Source organism: Flavobacterium endoglycinae (assembly GCF_017352115.1).
GTDB classification, from domain to species: domain Bacteria; phylum Bacteroidota; class Bacteroidia; order Flavobacteriales; family Flavobacteriaceae; genus Flavobacterium; species Flavobacterium endoglycinae.
Window position 1 is genome coordinate 289,421 of sequence record NZ_CP071448.1, and the last position, 18,360, is coordinate 307,780.

General features: G+C 34.6%; 16 protein-coding genes. 5 read left to right on the top strand and 11 right to left on the bottom strand.

Features of this window, described 5'->3' with window-relative positions:
- Positions 1-31: 31 nt before the first annotated feature.
- On the top strand, positions 32-1,456 hold the full coding sequence (locus tag J0383_RS01205; protein WP_207296635.1) for an aminotransferase-like domain-containing protein: 1,425 nt from the start codon (positions 32-34) through the stop codon (positions 1,454-1,456).
- Positions 1,457-1,521: 65 nt separating this feature from the next.
- On the opposite strand, the gene J0383_RS01210 is transcribed toward J0383_RS01205, so the two are convergent.
- The 6 genes from J0383_RS01210 to aspA form a co-directional block, all read right to left on the bottom strand.
- Entirely contained in the window at positions 1,522-2,469 is a 948-nt protein-coding gene (locus J0383_RS01210) for a bestrophin family protein (RefSeq protein ID WP_207296636.1), read from the bottom strand.
- A gap of 176 nt (positions 2,470-2,645) precedes the next feature.
- A complete protein-coding gene (locus J0383_RS01215; protein ID WP_207296637.1) occupies positions 2,646-3,368 on the bottom strand; it encodes an adenine nucleotide alpha hydrolase family protein in 723 nt (240 codons plus the stop codon).
- 83 nt (positions 3,369-3,451) lie between these two features.
- Entirely contained in the window at positions 3,452-4,849 is a 1,398-nt protein-coding gene (locus tag J0383_RS01220; protein ID WP_207296638.1) for a sensor histidine kinase, read from the bottom strand.
- Between the two features lies 1 nt (position 4,850).
- Entirely contained in the window at positions 4,851-5,525 is a 675-nt protein-coding gene (locus J0383_RS01225; protein WP_207296639.1) for a response regulator transcription factor, read from the bottom strand.
- Between the two features lie 151 nt (positions 5,526-5,676).
- On the bottom strand, positions 5,677-6,294 hold the full coding sequence (locus tag J0383_RS01230; RefSeq protein ID WP_207296640.1) for an outer membrane beta-barrel protein: 618 nt from the start codon (positions 6,292-6,294) through the stop codon (positions 5,677-5,679).
- A 180-nt stretch (positions 6,295-6,474) separates the two neighbouring features.
- A complete protein-coding gene (aspA, locus tag J0383_RS01235; RefSeq protein ID WP_207296641.1) occupies positions 6,475-7,884 on the bottom strand; it encodes an aspartate ammonia-lyase in 1,410 nt (469 codons plus the stop codon).
- A 156-nt stretch (positions 7,885-8,040) separates the two neighbouring features.
- Between aspA and J0383_RS01240 the strand changes: the two genes are divergently transcribed.
- Positions 8,041-8,619 carry a pentapeptide repeat-containing protein gene (locus J0383_RS01240; RefSeq protein ID WP_207296642.1) on the top strand — a complete coding sequence of 193 codons (579 nt, stop codon included), beginning with the start codon at positions 8,041-8,043 and terminating at the stop codon, positions 8,617-8,619.
- A gap of 13 nt (positions 8,620-8,632) precedes the next feature.
- Here the strand turns inward: J0383_RS01240 and J0383_RS01245 are convergent, their stop codons facing one another.
- The 4 genes from J0383_RS01245 to glyA form a co-directional block, all read right to left on the bottom strand.
- Positions 8,633-9,130: a GNAT family N-acetyltransferase gene (locus J0383_RS01245; protein ID WP_207296643.1), complete on the bottom strand. Its 498-nt coding sequence runs from the start codon at positions 9,128-9,130 to the stop codon at positions 8,633-8,635.
- A gap of 1 nt (position 9,131) precedes the next feature.
- A complete protein-coding gene (locus J0383_RS01250) occupies positions 9,132-10,172 on the bottom strand; it encodes a GMP reductase (RefSeq protein WP_207296644.1) in 1,041 nt (346 codons plus the stop codon).
- 321 nt (positions 10,173-10,493) lie between these two features.
- On the bottom strand, positions 10,494-11,087 hold the full coding sequence (miaE, locus tag J0383_RS01255; protein ID WP_207296645.1) for a tRNA-(ms[2]io[6]A)-hydroxylase: 594 nt from the start codon (positions 11,085-11,087) through the stop codon (positions 10,494-10,496).
- Between the two features lie 138 nt (positions 11,088-11,225).
- Complete coding sequence (gene glyA / locus J0383_RS01260) at positions 11,226-12,500, bottom strand: serine hydroxymethyltransferase (RefSeq protein ID WP_207296646.1); 1,275 nt, start codon at positions 12,498-12,500, stop codon at positions 11,226-11,228.
- 109 nt (positions 12,501-12,609) lie between these two features.
- On the opposite strand from glyA, the gene fahA reads away from it, so the two are divergent.
- Complete coding sequence (fahA, locus tag J0383_RS01265) at positions 12,610-13,896, top strand: fumarylacetoacetase (RefSeq protein ID WP_207296647.1); 1,287 nt, start codon at positions 12,610-12,612, stop codon at positions 13,894-13,896.
- Positions 13,897-14,088: 192 nt separating this feature from the next.
- Here the strand turns inward: fahA and J0383_RS01270 are convergent, their stop codons facing one another.
- Positions 14,089-15,129 (bottom strand): agmatine deiminase family protein, encoded by a 1,041-nt coding sequence (locus tag J0383_RS01270; RefSeq protein WP_207296648.1) that lies wholly within the window; start codon positions 15,127-15,129, stop codon positions 14,089-14,091.
- Between the two features lie 186 nt (positions 15,130-15,315).
- Between J0383_RS01270 and J0383_RS01275 the strand changes: the two genes are divergently transcribed.
- Positions 15,316-16,842 (top strand): choice-of-anchor I family protein, encoded by a 1,527-nt coding sequence (locus tag J0383_RS01275; RefSeq protein ID WP_207296649.1) that lies wholly within the window; start codon positions 15,316-15,318, stop codon positions 16,840-16,842.
- 195 nt (positions 16,843-17,037) lie between these two features.
- Complete coding sequence (locus J0383_RS01280; RefSeq protein ID WP_207296650.1) at positions 17,038-18,300, top strand: OmpA family protein; 1,263 nt, start codon at positions 17,038-17,040, stop codon at positions 18,298-18,300.
- Positions 18,301-18,360 lie beyond the last annotated feature (60 nt).

Below are 18,360 nucleotides of genomic sequence, written 5' to 3' on the forward strand. Positions count from 1 at the left end.
TGTAAATTGCAGCGTAACAGTTTTATTTTTTATGAAGAATTCGACTTACTTGTATTTGCAGTTTGCTGATGTTATTGAGAAACAGATAAAATCAGGGCTTTTAAATGTTGGTGACAAACTGCCTTCTATTAGAGAAGTATGTGCCGAAACGGGTTACAGCATGAGTACTGTAAGCAAGGCTTATTATGAGGTAGAAAGCAGATCGCTGATAGAATCTCGTCCGCAATCTGGTTATTATGTGAGTAATATTTCGGCGCGAATTATTACAGAACCTTCTGCGAGTTCGCCTGTTTTGAGCGTTGAAAACATTGAAAGAGAAGACTTAATTGATTTGGTTTACGGCGATATGCGCGCCAAAGATGTTACAATGCTTTCGCTTGGTTTTCCTTCTAATGAATTACTTCCCATTGCAAAGTTGAATAAAGGAATGGTTCAAGCTATGCGTCAGCTGCCCAACAGCGGTACGAGTTATGAGGAAATTCAAGGAAATAGTAATCTTAGAAAAGAAATTGCGCGCTGGTCATTTACTTGGGGCGGTTCTTTAACGGAAGAAGATATTATCACTACTCCCGGCTGTATTTCTGCAATTTCCGATTGTCTGCTGACTTTAACCAAACCGGGAGATACGATTATTACCGAAAGTCCGGTGTATTTTGGTATTCTTCAATTGGCACGATCTCTCGGATTATATGTGATGGAACTACCAACCAATATGACCACAGGAATCGAACTGGAAGCGGTTAAAAAAACGCTGGCTTCTAACAAAGTAAAAGCCTGCGTTTTGATGAGTAATTTCAGTAATCCATCAGGAAGTATGCTGCCAAATGAGCATAAAAAGGAAATTGTACGATTGATGGAATTTTACAATGTTCCTTTAATTGAAGATGATATTCACGGGGATTTGTATTTTGGCACCAGCCGTCCGACGAATTGTAAAACGTATGATGAAAGCGGCATTGTACTTTGCTGTAGTTCGGTTTCTAAAACGCTGGCTCCGGGATATCGCGTGGGATGGGTTTCTGCGGGAAAATTTAAAAAAGAGATTTTGAGAACCAAATTGTATCATACGATCTCCTCTCCTACTATTACACATGAAGTTGTGGGTGATTTTTTGAAAAACGGACGTTACGAAAATCATCTCCGAAGAATCCGGCAGATTTTAAATCGAAATTGTAATAATTATATCAATACCGTTTTAGAATCTTTTCCGGCAGGAACAAAGGTAAGTCAGCCGCAGGGCGGTTTTTTCCTTTGGGTTGAATTAGATCAGAAAATCGATACGGCTTCATTGTATCATTTGGCTATGAAACACAATATTAGTATTGCGCCTGGAAGGATTTTTTCTTTTCAAAATCAATTTTCAAATTGTATGCGTTTGAGTTTTGGTCTTCCGTGGACAAACGAATTAAGAAAGTCCATTCAGACTTTAGGGAAACTGGCTGAAAAACAATTATAAATAAAAAAACTGGACAGTACAACTACTTACTGTCCAGCCAACAATTAAAGAGACCAAACTAACAATTATAAGACGAAATAGGCATCTTTTTCGACTTTTTTAGGTTCCTCTTTCAAATCAAATTCTTTCAGAATATCAAACTCACTTTGATACTCGTTAAGCATTTGTTTGATGTTTTTCTCTATTGTATTTGCTATAGCAGTTACAGGCGTATCGGTTGGTCGGTTTTCAAACGGATCTTGCAAATGAATCGCCATTCTCTCGATCAAAAAGAAAGCACCTCCAATGGCAGTAATCAATGGAATGGCAAACCAGCTCAACACACTTGTTAATCCAAAAGGCAGTAAAAGGATAAACAGACACAATGTTAATCGAATATACATGCTGTATGTGGTTGGAAAAATCGTGTTTTTAATTCGCTCACATTTTCCCATTTCATCACACAATCTTGATAGTGTATTGTCAATTTCTACCTGCTGGTAAGTATTGATGCGTTTATCATTTAATGCATTTCGTAAATCTCTGGCGTGCAGCATTAAAATAGCATTTGGCACGTTTTGATGATTTTTAATGTATTTGATTTCTTCTTCACTCATCAAACCATCTAGAGGTTCTACAGCATTTTTATTTCGAAGAGATTGACCTAAACTATAACACCATGCAATTTGTCTTTTGGCAAAATTTTCTTTGAATTCACTGGCTTCCACAGAAAAATCAGGGTCTTTATAAAAGGTCAATACCTGACGAATTAATGTTCTTGAATCGTTTACGACTGCTCCCCAAACAATTCGGGCTTCCCACCATCTGTCATAAGCCTGATTGGATTTAAAGGCTAACAATAGCGATATAATGGTTCCAATTATAGTGGGAATCGCAATTGGAATATCAACAGGAAGAGTGATAAAATAGTGATGAAAAATTTCAAACACTAAGGTATAAGCTAATACAAGTACTATTTCTACTTTAATTTTCCCGAGAACGTACTTCATTGGTATTCTTTTCTTTAATAACATATTATCGGTTTTAAATTAAATTAATATTGCTGTTTAAGTGTTAGTTGTTAGTGATTAGTTGTTAGTTAGTTTTTACTTAAAAAATCAAAAAACAGAATATCGCTATGCGGTATATTCACTTTTCCACTTTTACTAATTACTATTCACTTTTTACTTTTTACTATTCACTAAAAGACTTAAGCCATTTCTTCATACAATGAAAGAACCGGAAGTCCGAGTTTTTCATTGATATTTTCTTTTTTAACTTTTTTGAATTTGATTTTTTCTCCTTTACGGGTTTCTACTAAAAGGTCAATTTCATATTTAGAAATCGCTTCGGATAAATAAGGCGCTAAGGTTTCGTAATTATCATCAATTTTAGAAGTCTGGCTTACGATTTCGTATGAGAAATTCTCATTTAAAAACTGCTGAACATCTTTTACGTGCATATTGGCACTGCTGTTTTCGATGTAAAGTGCTTTTGTAAAGTGTTCTTTGAAATGTTCGCTTCCTAAATGCAGGATCGGACATTTTTGATTTCCAGCCAATTGCACTAAATATTGATGAATGCGCTTGGTTTCTTTTTTATAAGAATGCGTCAGGATTACCAATTTTACAGAGAAGTGTTCGATTATTCCTCTAAAAATAGGCGATGAAAGTCCGTATTGATTATGAATTTTAATTCTGCAGTTTTTAGTATGATTAATCATATATCTGCAGGTTTCTAACACTTCTTCTTGGCTTTTGGTAAGTCCTGTGCGCATTTCACGCAGGAAATTAGAAGCCGAAAAAGCATCTGGTGTTTCAGAAACCATCATTAAAACAATTTCGCAGTCCGATTCTTTGGATTGATTAATCGCTGATTTTACGGCAGAAATTGTATCATCTTTTAAAGTTGTAGGTATCAGGAAATTTTTCATATGTATAATCTTTTAGTTTATACATACAAAATAACTACCTGATTATTAGAAGGGTATTAATCTAAAATTAGAATTTTCTAAAATTAAACATTAGAATTTTTAATGTTGGCTTTCTTGGTACTGGTTTTCTTGAAAATAATGGTTACAATCGTTCCTTTATTTTGTTCGGATTGAACTTGTATTTCACCATCGTGCATGCGAATTATTTTAGAAGCCAATGGAAGTCCCAAACCATAACCAATATATTTGGCCGCAATTTTTCCTCTAAAGAAAGGTTCGTACAAATGCGGAATATCTTCTGGTGGAATCCCAATTCCGATATCATTAATAGAAATCTTAATCGCTTCCTGATTCGCCGAAAGTGTTACAAAGACTTCGTTGTTATCTGAATATTTTACGCCATTGGTAATAATATTATTGATGGCAAGTTCTAAAAGTGGTTTATTGCATGGAATTAAAAGCAGATTAGAATCGTTTGGCGCAAAATTCAATTTGATACTCACACGGTTATCAGGAAAAATTTTATCCAAATCTGATTTTACATCCAATAATAGTTCATCAATTCGGGCAATGTCGAGAACTTGTTTATTTCCATCATAACCGGTTTGGGTTAGTTTTAATAAACTTTCTGTCAAATTCCCTAATCTTGATGCTTGGCTGTAAATATTCTGAAGAGATTCTACATATTCTTCTTTTTCACGTTCTTTTAAAAGCATAATTTCAGCTTCGGCAATAATCGTGGTTATAGGCGTTTTTAACTCGTGTGAAGCATTATTGATAAAATTGGCCTGAATCTCAAATGAAGTTTCAAGTCGGTCAAGCATATCATTAAACGTCTCGGTTAAATCTGAAATTTCATCGGCATTTTTTACTTCTGGAAGTCGGTTATGCAGATTTGAAGCACTGATTCGGTTTACTTCTTTTGTAATTCTGGCAACTGGATTAATCACACGTTTGGCTAGAAAACGTCCTAAGAAGAAAGCGAGCAGTATAAATCCAATTCCTCCAAATAATAATATTTTTACAATATAAACGGTTGTCGTCTTCCCTCTTCGGTCTCGGGCACCAACAATTACAATATATTTCTGATTGCTTTCTGTAAAAACCTGGCCTAAATAATATTTGCTGTTGACTTCGAAATAATCCTTTCCAGTTTTTAGAATATTGGTATAGAATTCATTCGGAAGATTAAGTTTTGTATTGTAATCAAAACTATTGGCGCTGTTGATTTTCAGCACATATTCTTCTTCCTCGATAAGTTCTTCAAGTCCGTTTTTCTTAAGATTACTGTAGTATTTTATTTTTTCAGGATCATTCTGAAAATGTATAGAAGCAACAATTTTCGCTCGGTCTTCGAGTCTTTTTAAGAAATGGTAACGGTTATTTTCTCTAAATAAAACGAATACAATCACACTCAATAGCAAGGTACTAAAGGTAGATAATGCTACATAAGTGAAAGTAATTCTTTTTCTAATATCCATTTTATTGTTTTATAACATAACCTAAACCTTTCATGGTATGAATAAGTTTGGTGGTATACGGTTTATCTATTTTTTTTCTCAGGTAAGTGATATAAACATCGACCACATTGGTGTTCATATCAAAATTAATATCCCAGACATTATCCAAAATCTGATCTCTTGAAACAATTCTTCCGGCGTTTTTTCCGAGATAATACAGTAATTTGAACTCTTTTGCCGTTAAAATAATAGGTTCGCCGTCTCTTTTTACAGTTTTGGCACGTCCGTTTATTTCTAAATCACCAATAGTAATAACGTCAATTTTATCGGTTTCCTGATGTGCTCTTCGGTGTAAGGCATTAACTCTTGCGTCAAGTTCACCAAATTTAAAAGGCTTTACCAGATAATCATCAGCACCAGAATTAAGACCGGTTACAATATTTTCTGAAGTTCCTAAAGCAGTTAAAAGCAAAATAGGCACAAAATTCTTGCTGGCGCGAAGTCTTCTGCAAATTTCGATTCCGTTAATATCCGGTAACATAACGTCTAAAACGACAACATCAAAGTTATAATTGTGGATCATCTCAAGGGCAGTTTTGCCATCGAGTGCCACGCTTACTTCGTTATTATTTTCTGCAAATCCTTTACGTAAAATCGACAAAAGATTTGGCTCGTCTTCGACTATTAGTAACTTCATTTTAATTTGTATATACAACAAAAATAACGATTGACTAGAAAAATAGTATTCTAATTCGTTATAAATTATGATTTAATTATGAACAATTGCGACATCCACAATAAAAAAAGCAGCCAAATAGCTGCTTTCAAATATTATCTATGAAAAATTTCTAATTCTTAAAATTAAAGCTCAAAACAGCTCCTAAACCAAACTGAAAAGTTGACACATAATCTTCTACTCCAACCGGCCCAAAAGATGTCCAATAATAACTGTTTCCAACCGCAGCCGACATCGATTCGAGGTAAGCATTTATATTTACAGAAACTAATGAAGCGGTTTTGATTTTAACTCCGCCTTTTACATCCCAGGCAAAATAAGTTCCACTACCACTTTGAGGTGTTTCAACAATTCCGACACCCGCACCTGCACCTAAATAAGGAAGCAGATTTGATCCTGTATCAAAATAATGCGTATAATCAGCTAAAACATAATTAAAAGCACCTTTGTCATCACCTGCATTAAGCTGATTTCCAGCAGGACCATAAAAGGGTATTTTGGTATCTGCCCTTAGATATTTTACCTCAACCGAATTGTTTGTTGAAAAGAAGTACTCAAATCCTGCACCGTATTGAAAACCATCTTCTACTGTTGCACGATAACCATCATAATCAAGGTCGTCTGAAAAATTATATCCACCATACAAATTAAGTGAAAAAGACCTTGCATCCTGAGCCTGCATTCCCATCACCGATAGGAATAAAGCAACTAATAAACTGTACTGTTTCATAAATTGATTTGTTTGAAAGTTAAATGGTAAACCAAATTTAAGTATTTTCTTTCAAATAAATCATTTACTACAATATAATTTTCACATAATCAATAACTTATAAACAAAATAGAATCTCATAAAAACCTAAACAGGTTATCATGAGTGTATAGTGTGATATAATACAAATTATAGCATATTTTATTTTGTAATAAATTTAGGATGGATCAAATTTTCTAAAGAATATATTTCATCCCATTTTTCCTGAGTAATCAGTTTTCTTTCAACCACCGCAATTTGATGTACACTTTTGTTTGTTTTTAAAGCTTCTCCGGCTATGCTGGCACTTTCTTCATAACCAATAATTGGATTTAATTGGGTTACGATTCCAATACTATTCATAACCATATTGTAACAATGATCAACATTTGCTGTAATACCGTTGATGCACTTATCAATTAAAGTTTGAATGGCATTTGAAAGATAGTCCAATGAAGTGAACATGGCAAAAGCAATAACCGGCTCCATTACATTTAATTGCAATTGTCCTGCTTCCGCCGCCATTGTTACCGTTAAATCCTGACCTATTACATAAAAACAGGTTTGATTTACGACTTCTGGAATTACTGGATTTACTTTACCCGGCATAATAGATGAACCTGGCTGACGTGGTGGAAGGTTAATTTCATTAAATCCGGTTCTTGGTCCAGAACTTAACAATCGTAAATCGTTACAAATTTTCGAAATTTTAACCGCAGAACGTTTTAAAGTTCCCATAATCTGTACGTAAGCCCCAGTGTCGACTGTTGCTTCAATTAAATCTGGAGAAAGCGTTAACGGAATTCCAACTTCTTCAGCCAGATATTTTACACAAAGTTCGGGATAACCTTCAGGAGCATTTACTTTGGTCCCAATTGCAGTTGCGCCCATGTTAATTTCCAGCAATAATTCCTGAGCATTTTTTAAACGCTGAATATCTTCGCCAATTGTTGTGGCATACGCTTTAAATTCCTGTCCTAAAGTCATAGGAACTGCATCTTGCAATTGCGTTCTTCCCATTTTTAAAACTTCCTTAAACTCCTCGCCTTTTTTAGCAAAAGCTACTTCTAAGCCTGCAAAAGTTTTAATAAAGCTTTCCATTTTTAAATACAAAGCAATTCTAAATGCCGATGGATAAGCATCGTTTGTAGACTGAGAACAGTTTACATGATTATTAGGATGAAGAAAATTGTATTCTCCTTTTTTATGACCTAAATATTCCAGTCCGATATTGGCAATAACTTCATTGGCATTCATGTTTACAGAAGTCCCTGCGCCGCCTTGAATCAAATCGCTTACAAATTCCTGATCAAATTTACCTGCAATTACCTGATCGCTTCCGTAACAAATGGCTTCTGCCAATTTTGGATCAATCGCATTGCAATCTTTATTGGCTAGAGCAGCCGCTTTTTTCACATAACCTAAAGCCTTAATAAACAAAGGTTCTTTTGAAATGGGAATTCCGGTAATGTTGAAATTTTCTACCGCTCTAAAAGTTTGGATTCCGTAGTACAGATGATTGGGAATTTCTAGTTCTCCTAAAAAATCATGCTCCTTTCTTGTTGGTTCCATATCGATAATGATGTATTTTAAACTTAAAAATAAGTGTAAAGCTACAGCATTTTATGCATAAAAAATGTGAATGAAATCAAAATGATTTATGATTTAAGAGGAATATTTTATGGTAAAGTATTACCTTTTCGGTCTCAAATATTTATCATTTTAAACTTGAAGAAACAGCACGAATATTTTCTTGATAAAGAATACAATAGCATTATTTACGCAAAAGAAGATCTGAATTTTAAAGATTTTGAAGGCTGCGTTTTTAATCGTTGCAATTTCTCTGCGTGTACTTTTCTGGCGGTTACTTTTATTGATTGTGTTTTTAATGATTGTATTTTCAACGAAGCCAAAATTAATTACGTTGCTTTTAGAACTGCAGCTTTTAACCGATGCGAAATTAAAGACGTTAATTTTGCCATGTGCGATAAATTGATTTTTGAAATTGGTTTTAACGATTGTATTCTGGATTTTTCGAAGTTTTATACTTTAAAACTAAAAGGAACAATCTTTACCAATTGCAGTATTATTGCAGTCGATTTCATGGCTGCCGATCTTACAGGCGTCATATTCGACAATTGCGATTTGTACCGCTCCGAATTCTCGAAAGCCATTGCCAACAAAGCCAATTTTAAAACGAGTTATAATTATACTATTGATCCATCAAAAACTAAATTGAAGAAAGCCGTTTTTTCTTTGAATGAAGTGAAAGGATTGTTATTTAAGTATGATGTAATTGTAAAATAGCTTCCCCAATAAATTAAATCTGCTTCCCCATCACATAATCCTCCATCAAATAACCGTTTCCAATTTCTATATCAACTGTTTCTTTAATTTCGAAACCTAATTTTTTATAGAAGTTCAAAGCGGTATTGAAGCGATTCACGTTTAGTAAAAGCGTTGCAGAATTGTTTTCTAAAGCCATTTTACCGATTTCATCAAAAACCATTTTACCGAAACCCTTCCCTTGTGTTTCTGGCAGAAGATAGATTTTATGAATTTTAGTTATCGCTTCATTTTTATAATTGTGCTCAATCCCGATAAAACCAATTACGGAATCAACATCTGAGATTAAATAAAACAACTGCTCTTTATTCTGAATCTGCTTCGAAAGTGTTTCATCAGAATAAATTAAATCTAACATATACTCCAATTGTTCTTTCGTTAGGATTTCTCCGTACGTAATGGGCCATGTTATATGTGCAATCTCTTGAATTTTGGCAATATCTTTAAGAGCTGCTTCGGTAATTTGAATCATATTATTTTGTAAAAACTTGATTTTCTTGTTCGCTTACGCGGATGAAAGTGGTTCGTTTAGTTAATTCTTTTAATCTTGAAGCTCCAACATACGTACAAGTGCTTCTTATTCCGCCTAAAATATCCAAAACAGTATGAATGACGTCTCCTTTAAACGGAACTTGAACTGTTTTTCCTTCGCTTGCTCTGTATTCAGCAACGCCGCCAGCGTGTTTGTCCATAGCAGTTTTCGAACTCATTCCGTAAAATTGTTTGAATTTTTCTCCATTTACTTCAATCAGTTCTCCTCCGCTTTCGCTATGTCCTGCCAGCATTCCACCTAACATTACAAAATCGGCAGCAGCGCCAAAAGCTTTGGCAACATCGCCAGGAGTTGTACAGCCACCGTCGCTTATGATGTGACCGCCTAATCCGTGGGCGGCATCGGCACATTCTATAATAGCAGAAAGCTGCGGATAACCTACACCTGTTTTTACACGCGTTGTACAAACAGAACCTGGTCCAATTCCGACTTTTACGATATCAGCGCCAGCTAATAAAAGTTCTTCTGTCATTTCTCCTGTCACAACATTTCCGGCAATGATAATTTTATCTGGATATTGTTTTCGGGTTTGCTGTAAAAACTGCACAAAATGTTCTGAATAGCCGTTTGCTACATCAATACAAATAAATTTCAGTTTTGGATTTGCTGTAATAATCTGTCCGATTTTTTCAGAATCTTCTTTTCCGGTTCCAGTACTTACTGCAATATAATTATAGAAATCTGGATTAACATCTTTAAGGAAATTGTTCCATTCTTCTAAAGTGTAATGTTTATGAATCGCTGTAAAAAGCTTTTCTCCTGCCAAAACCTTAGCCATTTCAAAAGTTCCTACAGTATCCATATTGGCTGCCATAATCGGAATTCCTGTCCAACTTGCAGTGCTGTGCAAAAATTTGAAATTCTGTTCTAAGGACACTTCCGACCTGCTTTTAAGTGTTGATCTTTTAGGTCTAAACATTACATCTTTAAATCCTAATTTTAAATCCATTTCAATTCTCATAGTTCGAGATTTTGGTTACTCTCAAATTTACGGAATTTTAGGTTTTAGATTGTGGATTTTAGATTAACAAAAAGCTGAACTTTTAAACAATTTGAACGCTGATAAAAGTGACAAACTTGAAACTTCAGATTTTGAACGCTGATAATACCGATTCACTTTCGCGAAAGCGCGGATTAAAATGGATTTTTATTTTTAAAATTTGATATACTTTGTACGGGCTACGACTTGGCTAAGCCTGACAAACTTGAAACTTGAAACTTTAAACCTGAAACAGAACAATCAAAAAAACTGAAAACTGCGACTGCGACTGAACACTAAAAACTACCCGTGAATCGTCTCACCTTTTCCGTAATTAGTAATAATCGATTCTTCAAAAGTCAGCCATTCTCTCCAGCGTTTTTCAACGTCGATTCCTGTTCCGTATTTACGTGCGTACGTAATGAAGGTAGTATAATGCCCTGCTTCGCTTTCCATTAATTCTCTGTAGAAAAGTGCTAATTCTTCGTCTTTAATATTTTCAGAAAGTACTTTGAAACGTTCACAACTTCTGGCTTCAATCATTGCAGAAAAAAGCAATCGTTCAACCAGACCAGAAACACGGCTTCCGTCTCCGCTTCTTTTCATGTATTGGTATAGTTCGTTTACGTAATCGTCTTTACGTTCGCGTCCTAGTTTCAATCCTCTTTTGATAATGATATTGTGAACTTGCTCAAAATGATCGATTTCTTCTTTGGCGAGAGCCAATAAATCTTTTACCAAATCCTGATGTTCAGAGTTATTGGTAATAATTGTAATTGCGTTTGTTGCTGCTTTTTGCTCGCACCAAGCGTGATCTGTCAAGATTTCTTCGATGTTTTTCTCAACGATATTTACCCATCTTGGGTCGGTTGGCAATTGTAATCTTAATACGCCCATCTTTTAATTTTTTGTTTGTTTTGTTTCAGGTTTATTTTGTTTCAAGTTACTCTTAAAGCTAAAAAAGTTTAAAGTCTTGTAACACGTTTATTTTCGCGTTACAAAACTTTAAACTTGAAACCTTAAACTTTAAACTAATTAATATGCAAAAATTGGTCTTTCGCTCATTAATTCGTTTACTTCTTCAGCAACTTCTTCGATAATATCTTCATTTGTATGATTAGATAAAACTTTATCGATTAAAGCTACGATAGTTTCCATATCTTTTTCAACTAAACCACGAGTTGTGATTGCAGCTGTTCCAACACGAATTCCAGAAGTGATAAATGGAGATTTATCGTCAAAAGGAACCATGTTTTTGTTTACTGTAATTTCAGCTTTTACTAATGCATTTTCAGCTTCTTTACCAGAAATGTTTTTGTTTCTTAAGTCAATAAGCATCATATGGTTATCTGTTCCGCCAGAGATAATGTTGTAACCTCTTTTTACGAAAGCATCAGCCATTGCATTTGCATTTTTCTGCAATTGCATTGCGTAAGTAAAAAACTCATCTTTAAGCGCTTCACCAAAAGCAACTGCTTTAGCAGCAATAATATGCATTAAAGGTCCACCTTGATTTCCTGGGAAAACAGCTAAATCTAATAAAGATGACATCATTCTGATTTCTCCTTTTGGAGTTGTTAATCCTTGTGGGTTTGGGAAATCTTTCCCCATTAAAATAAGACCTCCACGTGGTCCTCTTAATGTTTTGTGAGTTGTGGTAGAAACAATATGGCAATGTGGAATTGGATCACTTAATAATCCTTTTGCGATAAGACCTGCTGGATGAGAAATATCAGCAAATAAGATCGCTCCTACACTGTCAGCAATTTGTCTGAAACGAGCAAAATCCATATCACGAGAATAAGCAGAAGCTCCTGCGATAATTAATTTTGGCTGTTCTTTAGTTGCAATTTCTTGAATTTTATCGTAATCTAAACGACCCGTTTCAGCATCTACACCGTAGAAAACTGGACGGTATAAACGTCCTGAAAAGTTTACTGGAGAACCGTGAGTTAAGTGCCCACCGTGAGATAAATCGAAACCTAAAATAGTATCACCAGGATTTAAACATGCATGGTAAACAGCAGTGTTTGCCTGAGAACCTGAGTGAGGCTGTACGTTTGCATATTCAGCACCAAACAATTCTTTTGCTCTATCAATAGCGATCTGTTCAATAACGTCAACTACTTCGCAGCCTCCGTAATATCTTTTGCCTGGATAACCTTCAGCATATTTATTAGTTAAAACAGAACCAGCTGCCTCCATTACCTCATCACTTACAAAGTTTTCTGAAGCAATAAGCTCTAATCCGTGAATTTGTCTTTCTTTTTCTTCTTGTATAAGATCAAAAATTTGTTCGTCGCGTTGCATTTTTTCGTTTTTCGTTAATTTCCTGCAAAAATACAAAAAAACGTTTGTCAAACTGCTAGATTATGATATATTTGACATGTAATTTTTCAACAAATAATTAACATTAAACATGCCAATAACCGCCAACGATACCAGTAGAAAATCATGGTTAGAAGTACCTCAAAATAGTGACTTCCCTATTCAAAATATTCCTTTCGGTGTATTTCTTACCAAAGAAAATGTCGTGACTGTAGGAACGAGAATTGGCGATTATGCTATAGATTTAGGGGCTTTACAGCAATTAAACTATTTTGAAGGAATCGAATTAACCGATGATATGTTTATGCAGGATACGCTGAATGATTTTATTTCTGACGGAAAAAAAACATGGCGTTTGGTTCGAAATCGTATCGCTGAGATTTTTGATGAGAACAATCCGCAGTTAAGAGATACAACAAAACACCGAGATATTGTGATATTTAAAATTGAAGATGTAGAAATGCAGCTTCCAGTTTTAATTGGTGATTATACGGACTTTTATTCTAGTAAAGAACACGCTACAAACGTAGGTAAAATGTTCCGCGATCCAGAAAATGCTTTATTGCCAAACTGGCTGCACATTCCGGTTGGATATCACGGAAGAAGTTCTACAATTGTGCCATCTGGAATTCCGGTTCACAGACCTATGGGACAAACTTTGCCTGCTGGACATGACACACCTGTTTTTGGTGCTTCACGTTTAGTAGATTTCGAATTGGAAACTGCTTTTATTACAACCGACGTAAATGTAATGGGAGAAAATATCCCAACTTACGAAGCTGAAGATTATATTTTCGGAATGGTTTTGTTAAATGACTGGAGCGCGCGTGATATTCAAAAATGGGAATATGTGCCTCTTGGTCCATTCTTAGCTAAAAACTTTGCCACTTCAATTTCTCCTTGGATCGTAACTATGGATGCTCTAGAGCCTTTTAGAACAAAAGGACCTAAACAGGATCCATCCCCACTGCCTTATTTACAGACAAAAGGAAAGAAAGCTTTTGATATTCACTTAGAAGTTTCATTAAAACCGGAAAATCAAGATGAAGAAACTGTGATTTCACGATCCAACTTCAAATACTTATATTGGTCAATGAGCCAGCAATTGGCACATCATACTTCAAATGGATGCCGTGTGAATTCTGGTGATATGATGGGATCAGGAACTATTTCAGGACCGACTCCAGATAGCTTTGGTTCTATGCTGGAATTAACGTGGGGCGGAAAAAATCCTATTACGTTAAAAGATGGAAGTGAACGTAAATTTATTGAAGATAACGACACTGTTATAATTCGCGGTTTCTGCGAAAATGCCGAAGTAAGAATTGGTTTTGGAGAAGTTTCAAGTCAATTATTACCTCCTTTTATCAGACAATGAAGTGAAGATAAATCTTCTGAAGAGATATAGAAATAAAAAAACCTTGGTCATCGCCAAGGTTTTTTTATATTTTATTTGAATCTCGCAAAGTCGCAGAGACGCATTTCTTTTAAACCATATAAGTGATACAAGAAAATTTAAGTTTGAATTAAATGAACTCATATCACTTATATATGGTTTTATTTTTTTTAATTATGCAGGAATCTGCTGACTCAAACAGTGTAAAGTCCCAAATCCCCAGATAAAATCAATACAGCTTATTCCAATTACTTCACGATCAGGGAAACATTCTGCTAAAATATTTAAAGCCACACGATCATTACTGTCATTAAATGTTGGTACTAGAACACAATTATTCAAAATCAAGAAATTAGCATAACTTGCTGGTAAACGTAAATCTTCAAAATCAACACGCTTAGGCATTGGCAATGCTACAATTACAGGAGATTTTCCATTTTCTAATTTTGCATTTTGCAAGCGTTTCAAATTGTCTTGTAAAGGTTTGTAGTTTGAATCGTTTTTATCAGTTTCAACAATCGTAACAATTGTATCTTCGTTTACGAATCGGCATAAATCGTCGATATGTCCGTGTGTATCATCACCTTCAATTCCGTCTCCTAACCAAATTACATTGGTAACTCCAAGATATTCTTTAAAAACAGCTTCGTAATCTTCTTTGGTAAAACCTTGATTTCTTACCTGAATGGTTGGGTGCATCAAGCATTCTTCAGAAGTCAATAATGTACCTTTTCCGTTTACATCAATCGCTCCACCTTCTACAATTACCGGTTTTCCTTTATACGTTACCTGAGTTAAAGGAACATCAATAAAATCAGCTACTTTACCTGGAACAAATTTATCTAATTGATAGTTTTTATATTTTGCCCATCCGTTGAAGTTAAAATTTAAAGCTTCTCTTTTTGTACCATTTTTTACAATAATTGGTCCAGAGTCGCGCATCCAGCTTCTGTTGGTTTTATGAATGATATAAGAAACATTTTTAAGATTTACACGAGCTCTTTCAAGCATATCGTTTACTTTCTCTTTTAGTTTTTCATCGGCAACTACCAAGAAAACAGTTTCAAAAGTAGCTACTTTTTTTATGAACTCTACAAAAGCCCATTGAACGGCTTCGTATTTTCCAGGCCAGTCGTTACCATTGTGCGGAAAACACAAAACAATTCCTTGCTGCTTTTCCCATTCTGCTGGAAATCTTCTATTATTTGTTGACATAAATACGTTCTGATTTAGAAAGTGCAAAGATAGTCATTCGGCAGGATTATAAAACAGCTCAATAAAAAGATATCACATTTCACCCAAAATATCTTATAAAATTTAAGTTAAAGATTAAATAATACAGCCTTAATATTACACCCAAATCCCATAATTACTTTTGGCAAAAACTAAAACACAATCAAAATGAAGAAATTAAGCATTTCATTATTTGCCGCATTATTAATTATGGCAAGCTGTAATAATGATGACAATTCTAAAAATGACGAACAACCAGAAGCAGTTGTAAACGAAAATCCGGGAACTTTTAAAGAAATCGGTTCTATTACAATTGGTGGTGAAGCTGCCGCCGAAATTTCGGCTTACTGTGAAAAAACAAAAAGATTATTTACAGTAAATAACAGCGGTGTAAACCAAATTGATGTTATTGATATTGCTGATCCCACAAAACCAATGAAAATTGGTAAAATTGATTTAGCAGCTTATGAAGGTGCCGCAAACAGTGTTTCAGTTTTTGACGGAAAACTCGCGGTTGCATTAGAATCTACTAGTAACAAACAAGGAAACGGTAAAGTATTAGTTTTTAACACTTCAGACTACAGTTTGATTAAGCAGGTAACCGTAGGTGCGTTGCCAGATATGGTTACTTTTTCTCCAGATGGAAAATACATCATGACTGCTAATGAAGGTGAACCAAATACCGATTATTCACAAGATCCAAATGGAACAATTTCAATCATTGAAACAAGCACTTACAGCGTTACAACTTTAGATTTTAGTTCGTTTGCAAGTCAAGCAGAAGCGTTAAAAAAAGATGGGTTCAGAATTTCAAAATTTGCCAAAACTAGTTTTGCTCAAGATATCGAGCCAGAATATATTACTATTTCTGATGATTCTAAAACAGCTTGGGTAACTTTACAAGAAAATAACGGTGTCGCAAAAGTTGATTTGACTTCCAAAACGATTACTGCTATTTATCCTTTAGGTCTAAAAGATTACAATACGGCTGAAAATGCTATTGATGTAAGCGACAGCGATAACAAAATTGCATTTAATCCTTGGAAAGTAAAAGGTCTTTATATGCCAGATGCTATCAGTCATTTTACAGTAAACAATACTCCTTATTTTGTTACTGCTAACGAAGGTGATGCAAGAGAATACAACGCTTATTCTGATGTAAAACGTATGAAAAACATGACTCTTGATGCAACTGTTTTTCCTGATGCGGCAACTTTAAAATTAGATGGTAATTTGGGAAGATTAAATCTTGTTGCCGATATGGGAGATACTGATGGAGATGGAGATTTAGACCAAATAGTAAGCTTTGGAGGAAGATCATTCTCAATCTGGAATGGAAACACAGGAAAAATTGTTTACGACAGTAAAAATGATGTTGACAAAAAAACTAATGAATTAGGAACTTATGATGATAAGAGAAGTGATGATAAAGGTTCTGAACCAGAAGCCGTAGTTTCTGTAAAAATGGGCAATCAGAATATTTTATTTGTAGGACTTGAAAGATCCGATGCTTTTATGGTTTATGATGTCACGAATCCAATTTCTCCACAATATTTACAAACTGTTAAAACGGGTGATGCGCCAGAAGGAGTTTTATTTATTCCAGCTTCAAAAAGCCCAACTAAAAGAAGTTTATTAGTAGTAAGCAGCGAAGGTGACGGCTCTGTAAAAATTTATCAGCCAGATTTGAAATAACCAAATTTCACAAATTCAAAAAGGGTAAGATTTAAATTTTACCCTTTTTTTATGCAAAAAATCAAATTTTAATCACCACATTTTCAGAATTATAAGCAAAATAGTGGAAATTATGTAAACGAGGTTACAACACATTTCCAAAATACGGGGTCTACTTTTGTCTGAGTTAAATAAAAATGAATAAATTTTGATATCATGAAAAAGAAATTAGTATCAGTATCCCTTCTTCTATTAGCGCTTACTGCAGGTGCTCAAAATATGGCGACTACATCAGCAAAAACAATTGTTGATCAACCTGAATATAATAAATGGTCTATTGAATTAAATGGAGGTGTAAACAAACCAACTAGAGCAATGACTGCAGGTTATGCTACAGAATCTTTAAATTTCTTTCACGGAGATTTAGGTGTTCGATATATGTTTAATCCAAAATTTGGGGTAAAATTAGATGTAGGTTACGACCAGTTTAAAGAGAAAAAAAATACTCCTGATTTTGAAAGCCGTTATGTTAGAGCCAGCTTACAAGGAGTTATTAACGTAGGACGTGCCTTAAATTTTGAAACTTGGACAAACACTATCGGTATTTTAGCACATGGTGGTTTTGGAGTTTCACAAATTAGTACTGAAACTGGTTTTGGAGGTCAAGATTACATGGCACACGGAATCGCTGGTATTACCGGACAGATTAAATTAAGCAACCGAGTAGCTTTGACTGGTGACCTTACGGGAATTATTAACGGAAGACAAAACTGGAATTTTGACGGAATGGGTAATACTACTACAGGTTCTTTTGATGGTATTCTTTTAAATGCTTCTGTTGGTTTAACCTTCTACTTAGGTAAACACGAAAAACATGCTGACTGGGTTGGCGAAGAAGATAGAATTGGTGAATTGGAAAAAAGAGTGGACTTAATCGAAACTGGTCTTATTGATTCAGATAAAGATGGTGTTGCTGATTTATACGATTTAGAACCAAACACAATTGCAGGTGTTGCAGTTAATACAAAAGGACAATCAATTGATAACAATCAAAATGGTGTGCCAGATGAGTTAGAAAGCTATTTGGATAAAACATATGAAAAGAAAGGCGCTGGATCAGCTACAAACAATACTGTTGAAGAATTAATCAACGGAGGTTATGTAAATGTGTACTTTGATTTCAATTCTTCTAAACCAACAAACGCTTCTTTATCTGGGGTTGATTTCTTAGTAAAATACCTAAAAAATAACCCAGGAAAATCTGCTGACATTATTGGATATGCTGATGAAATTGGAAGTTCAAACTACAATGCTGAATTGTCAAGAAAAAGAGCTGAAGCTGTGAAAAAAGTAGCAATAAATGCGGGAATTGATGCATCGAGACTGAATGTAATTGCTAACGGAGAGGATACTTCGGTTAACAAAAATTCTAAAGAGGCACGTCAAATCGTGAGAAGAGTTACTTTCCAAGTGAAGTAATATAGATATAAAGCTAAAAATAATAAGAAGAACTGTTTCAATAATGAGGCAGTTCTTTTT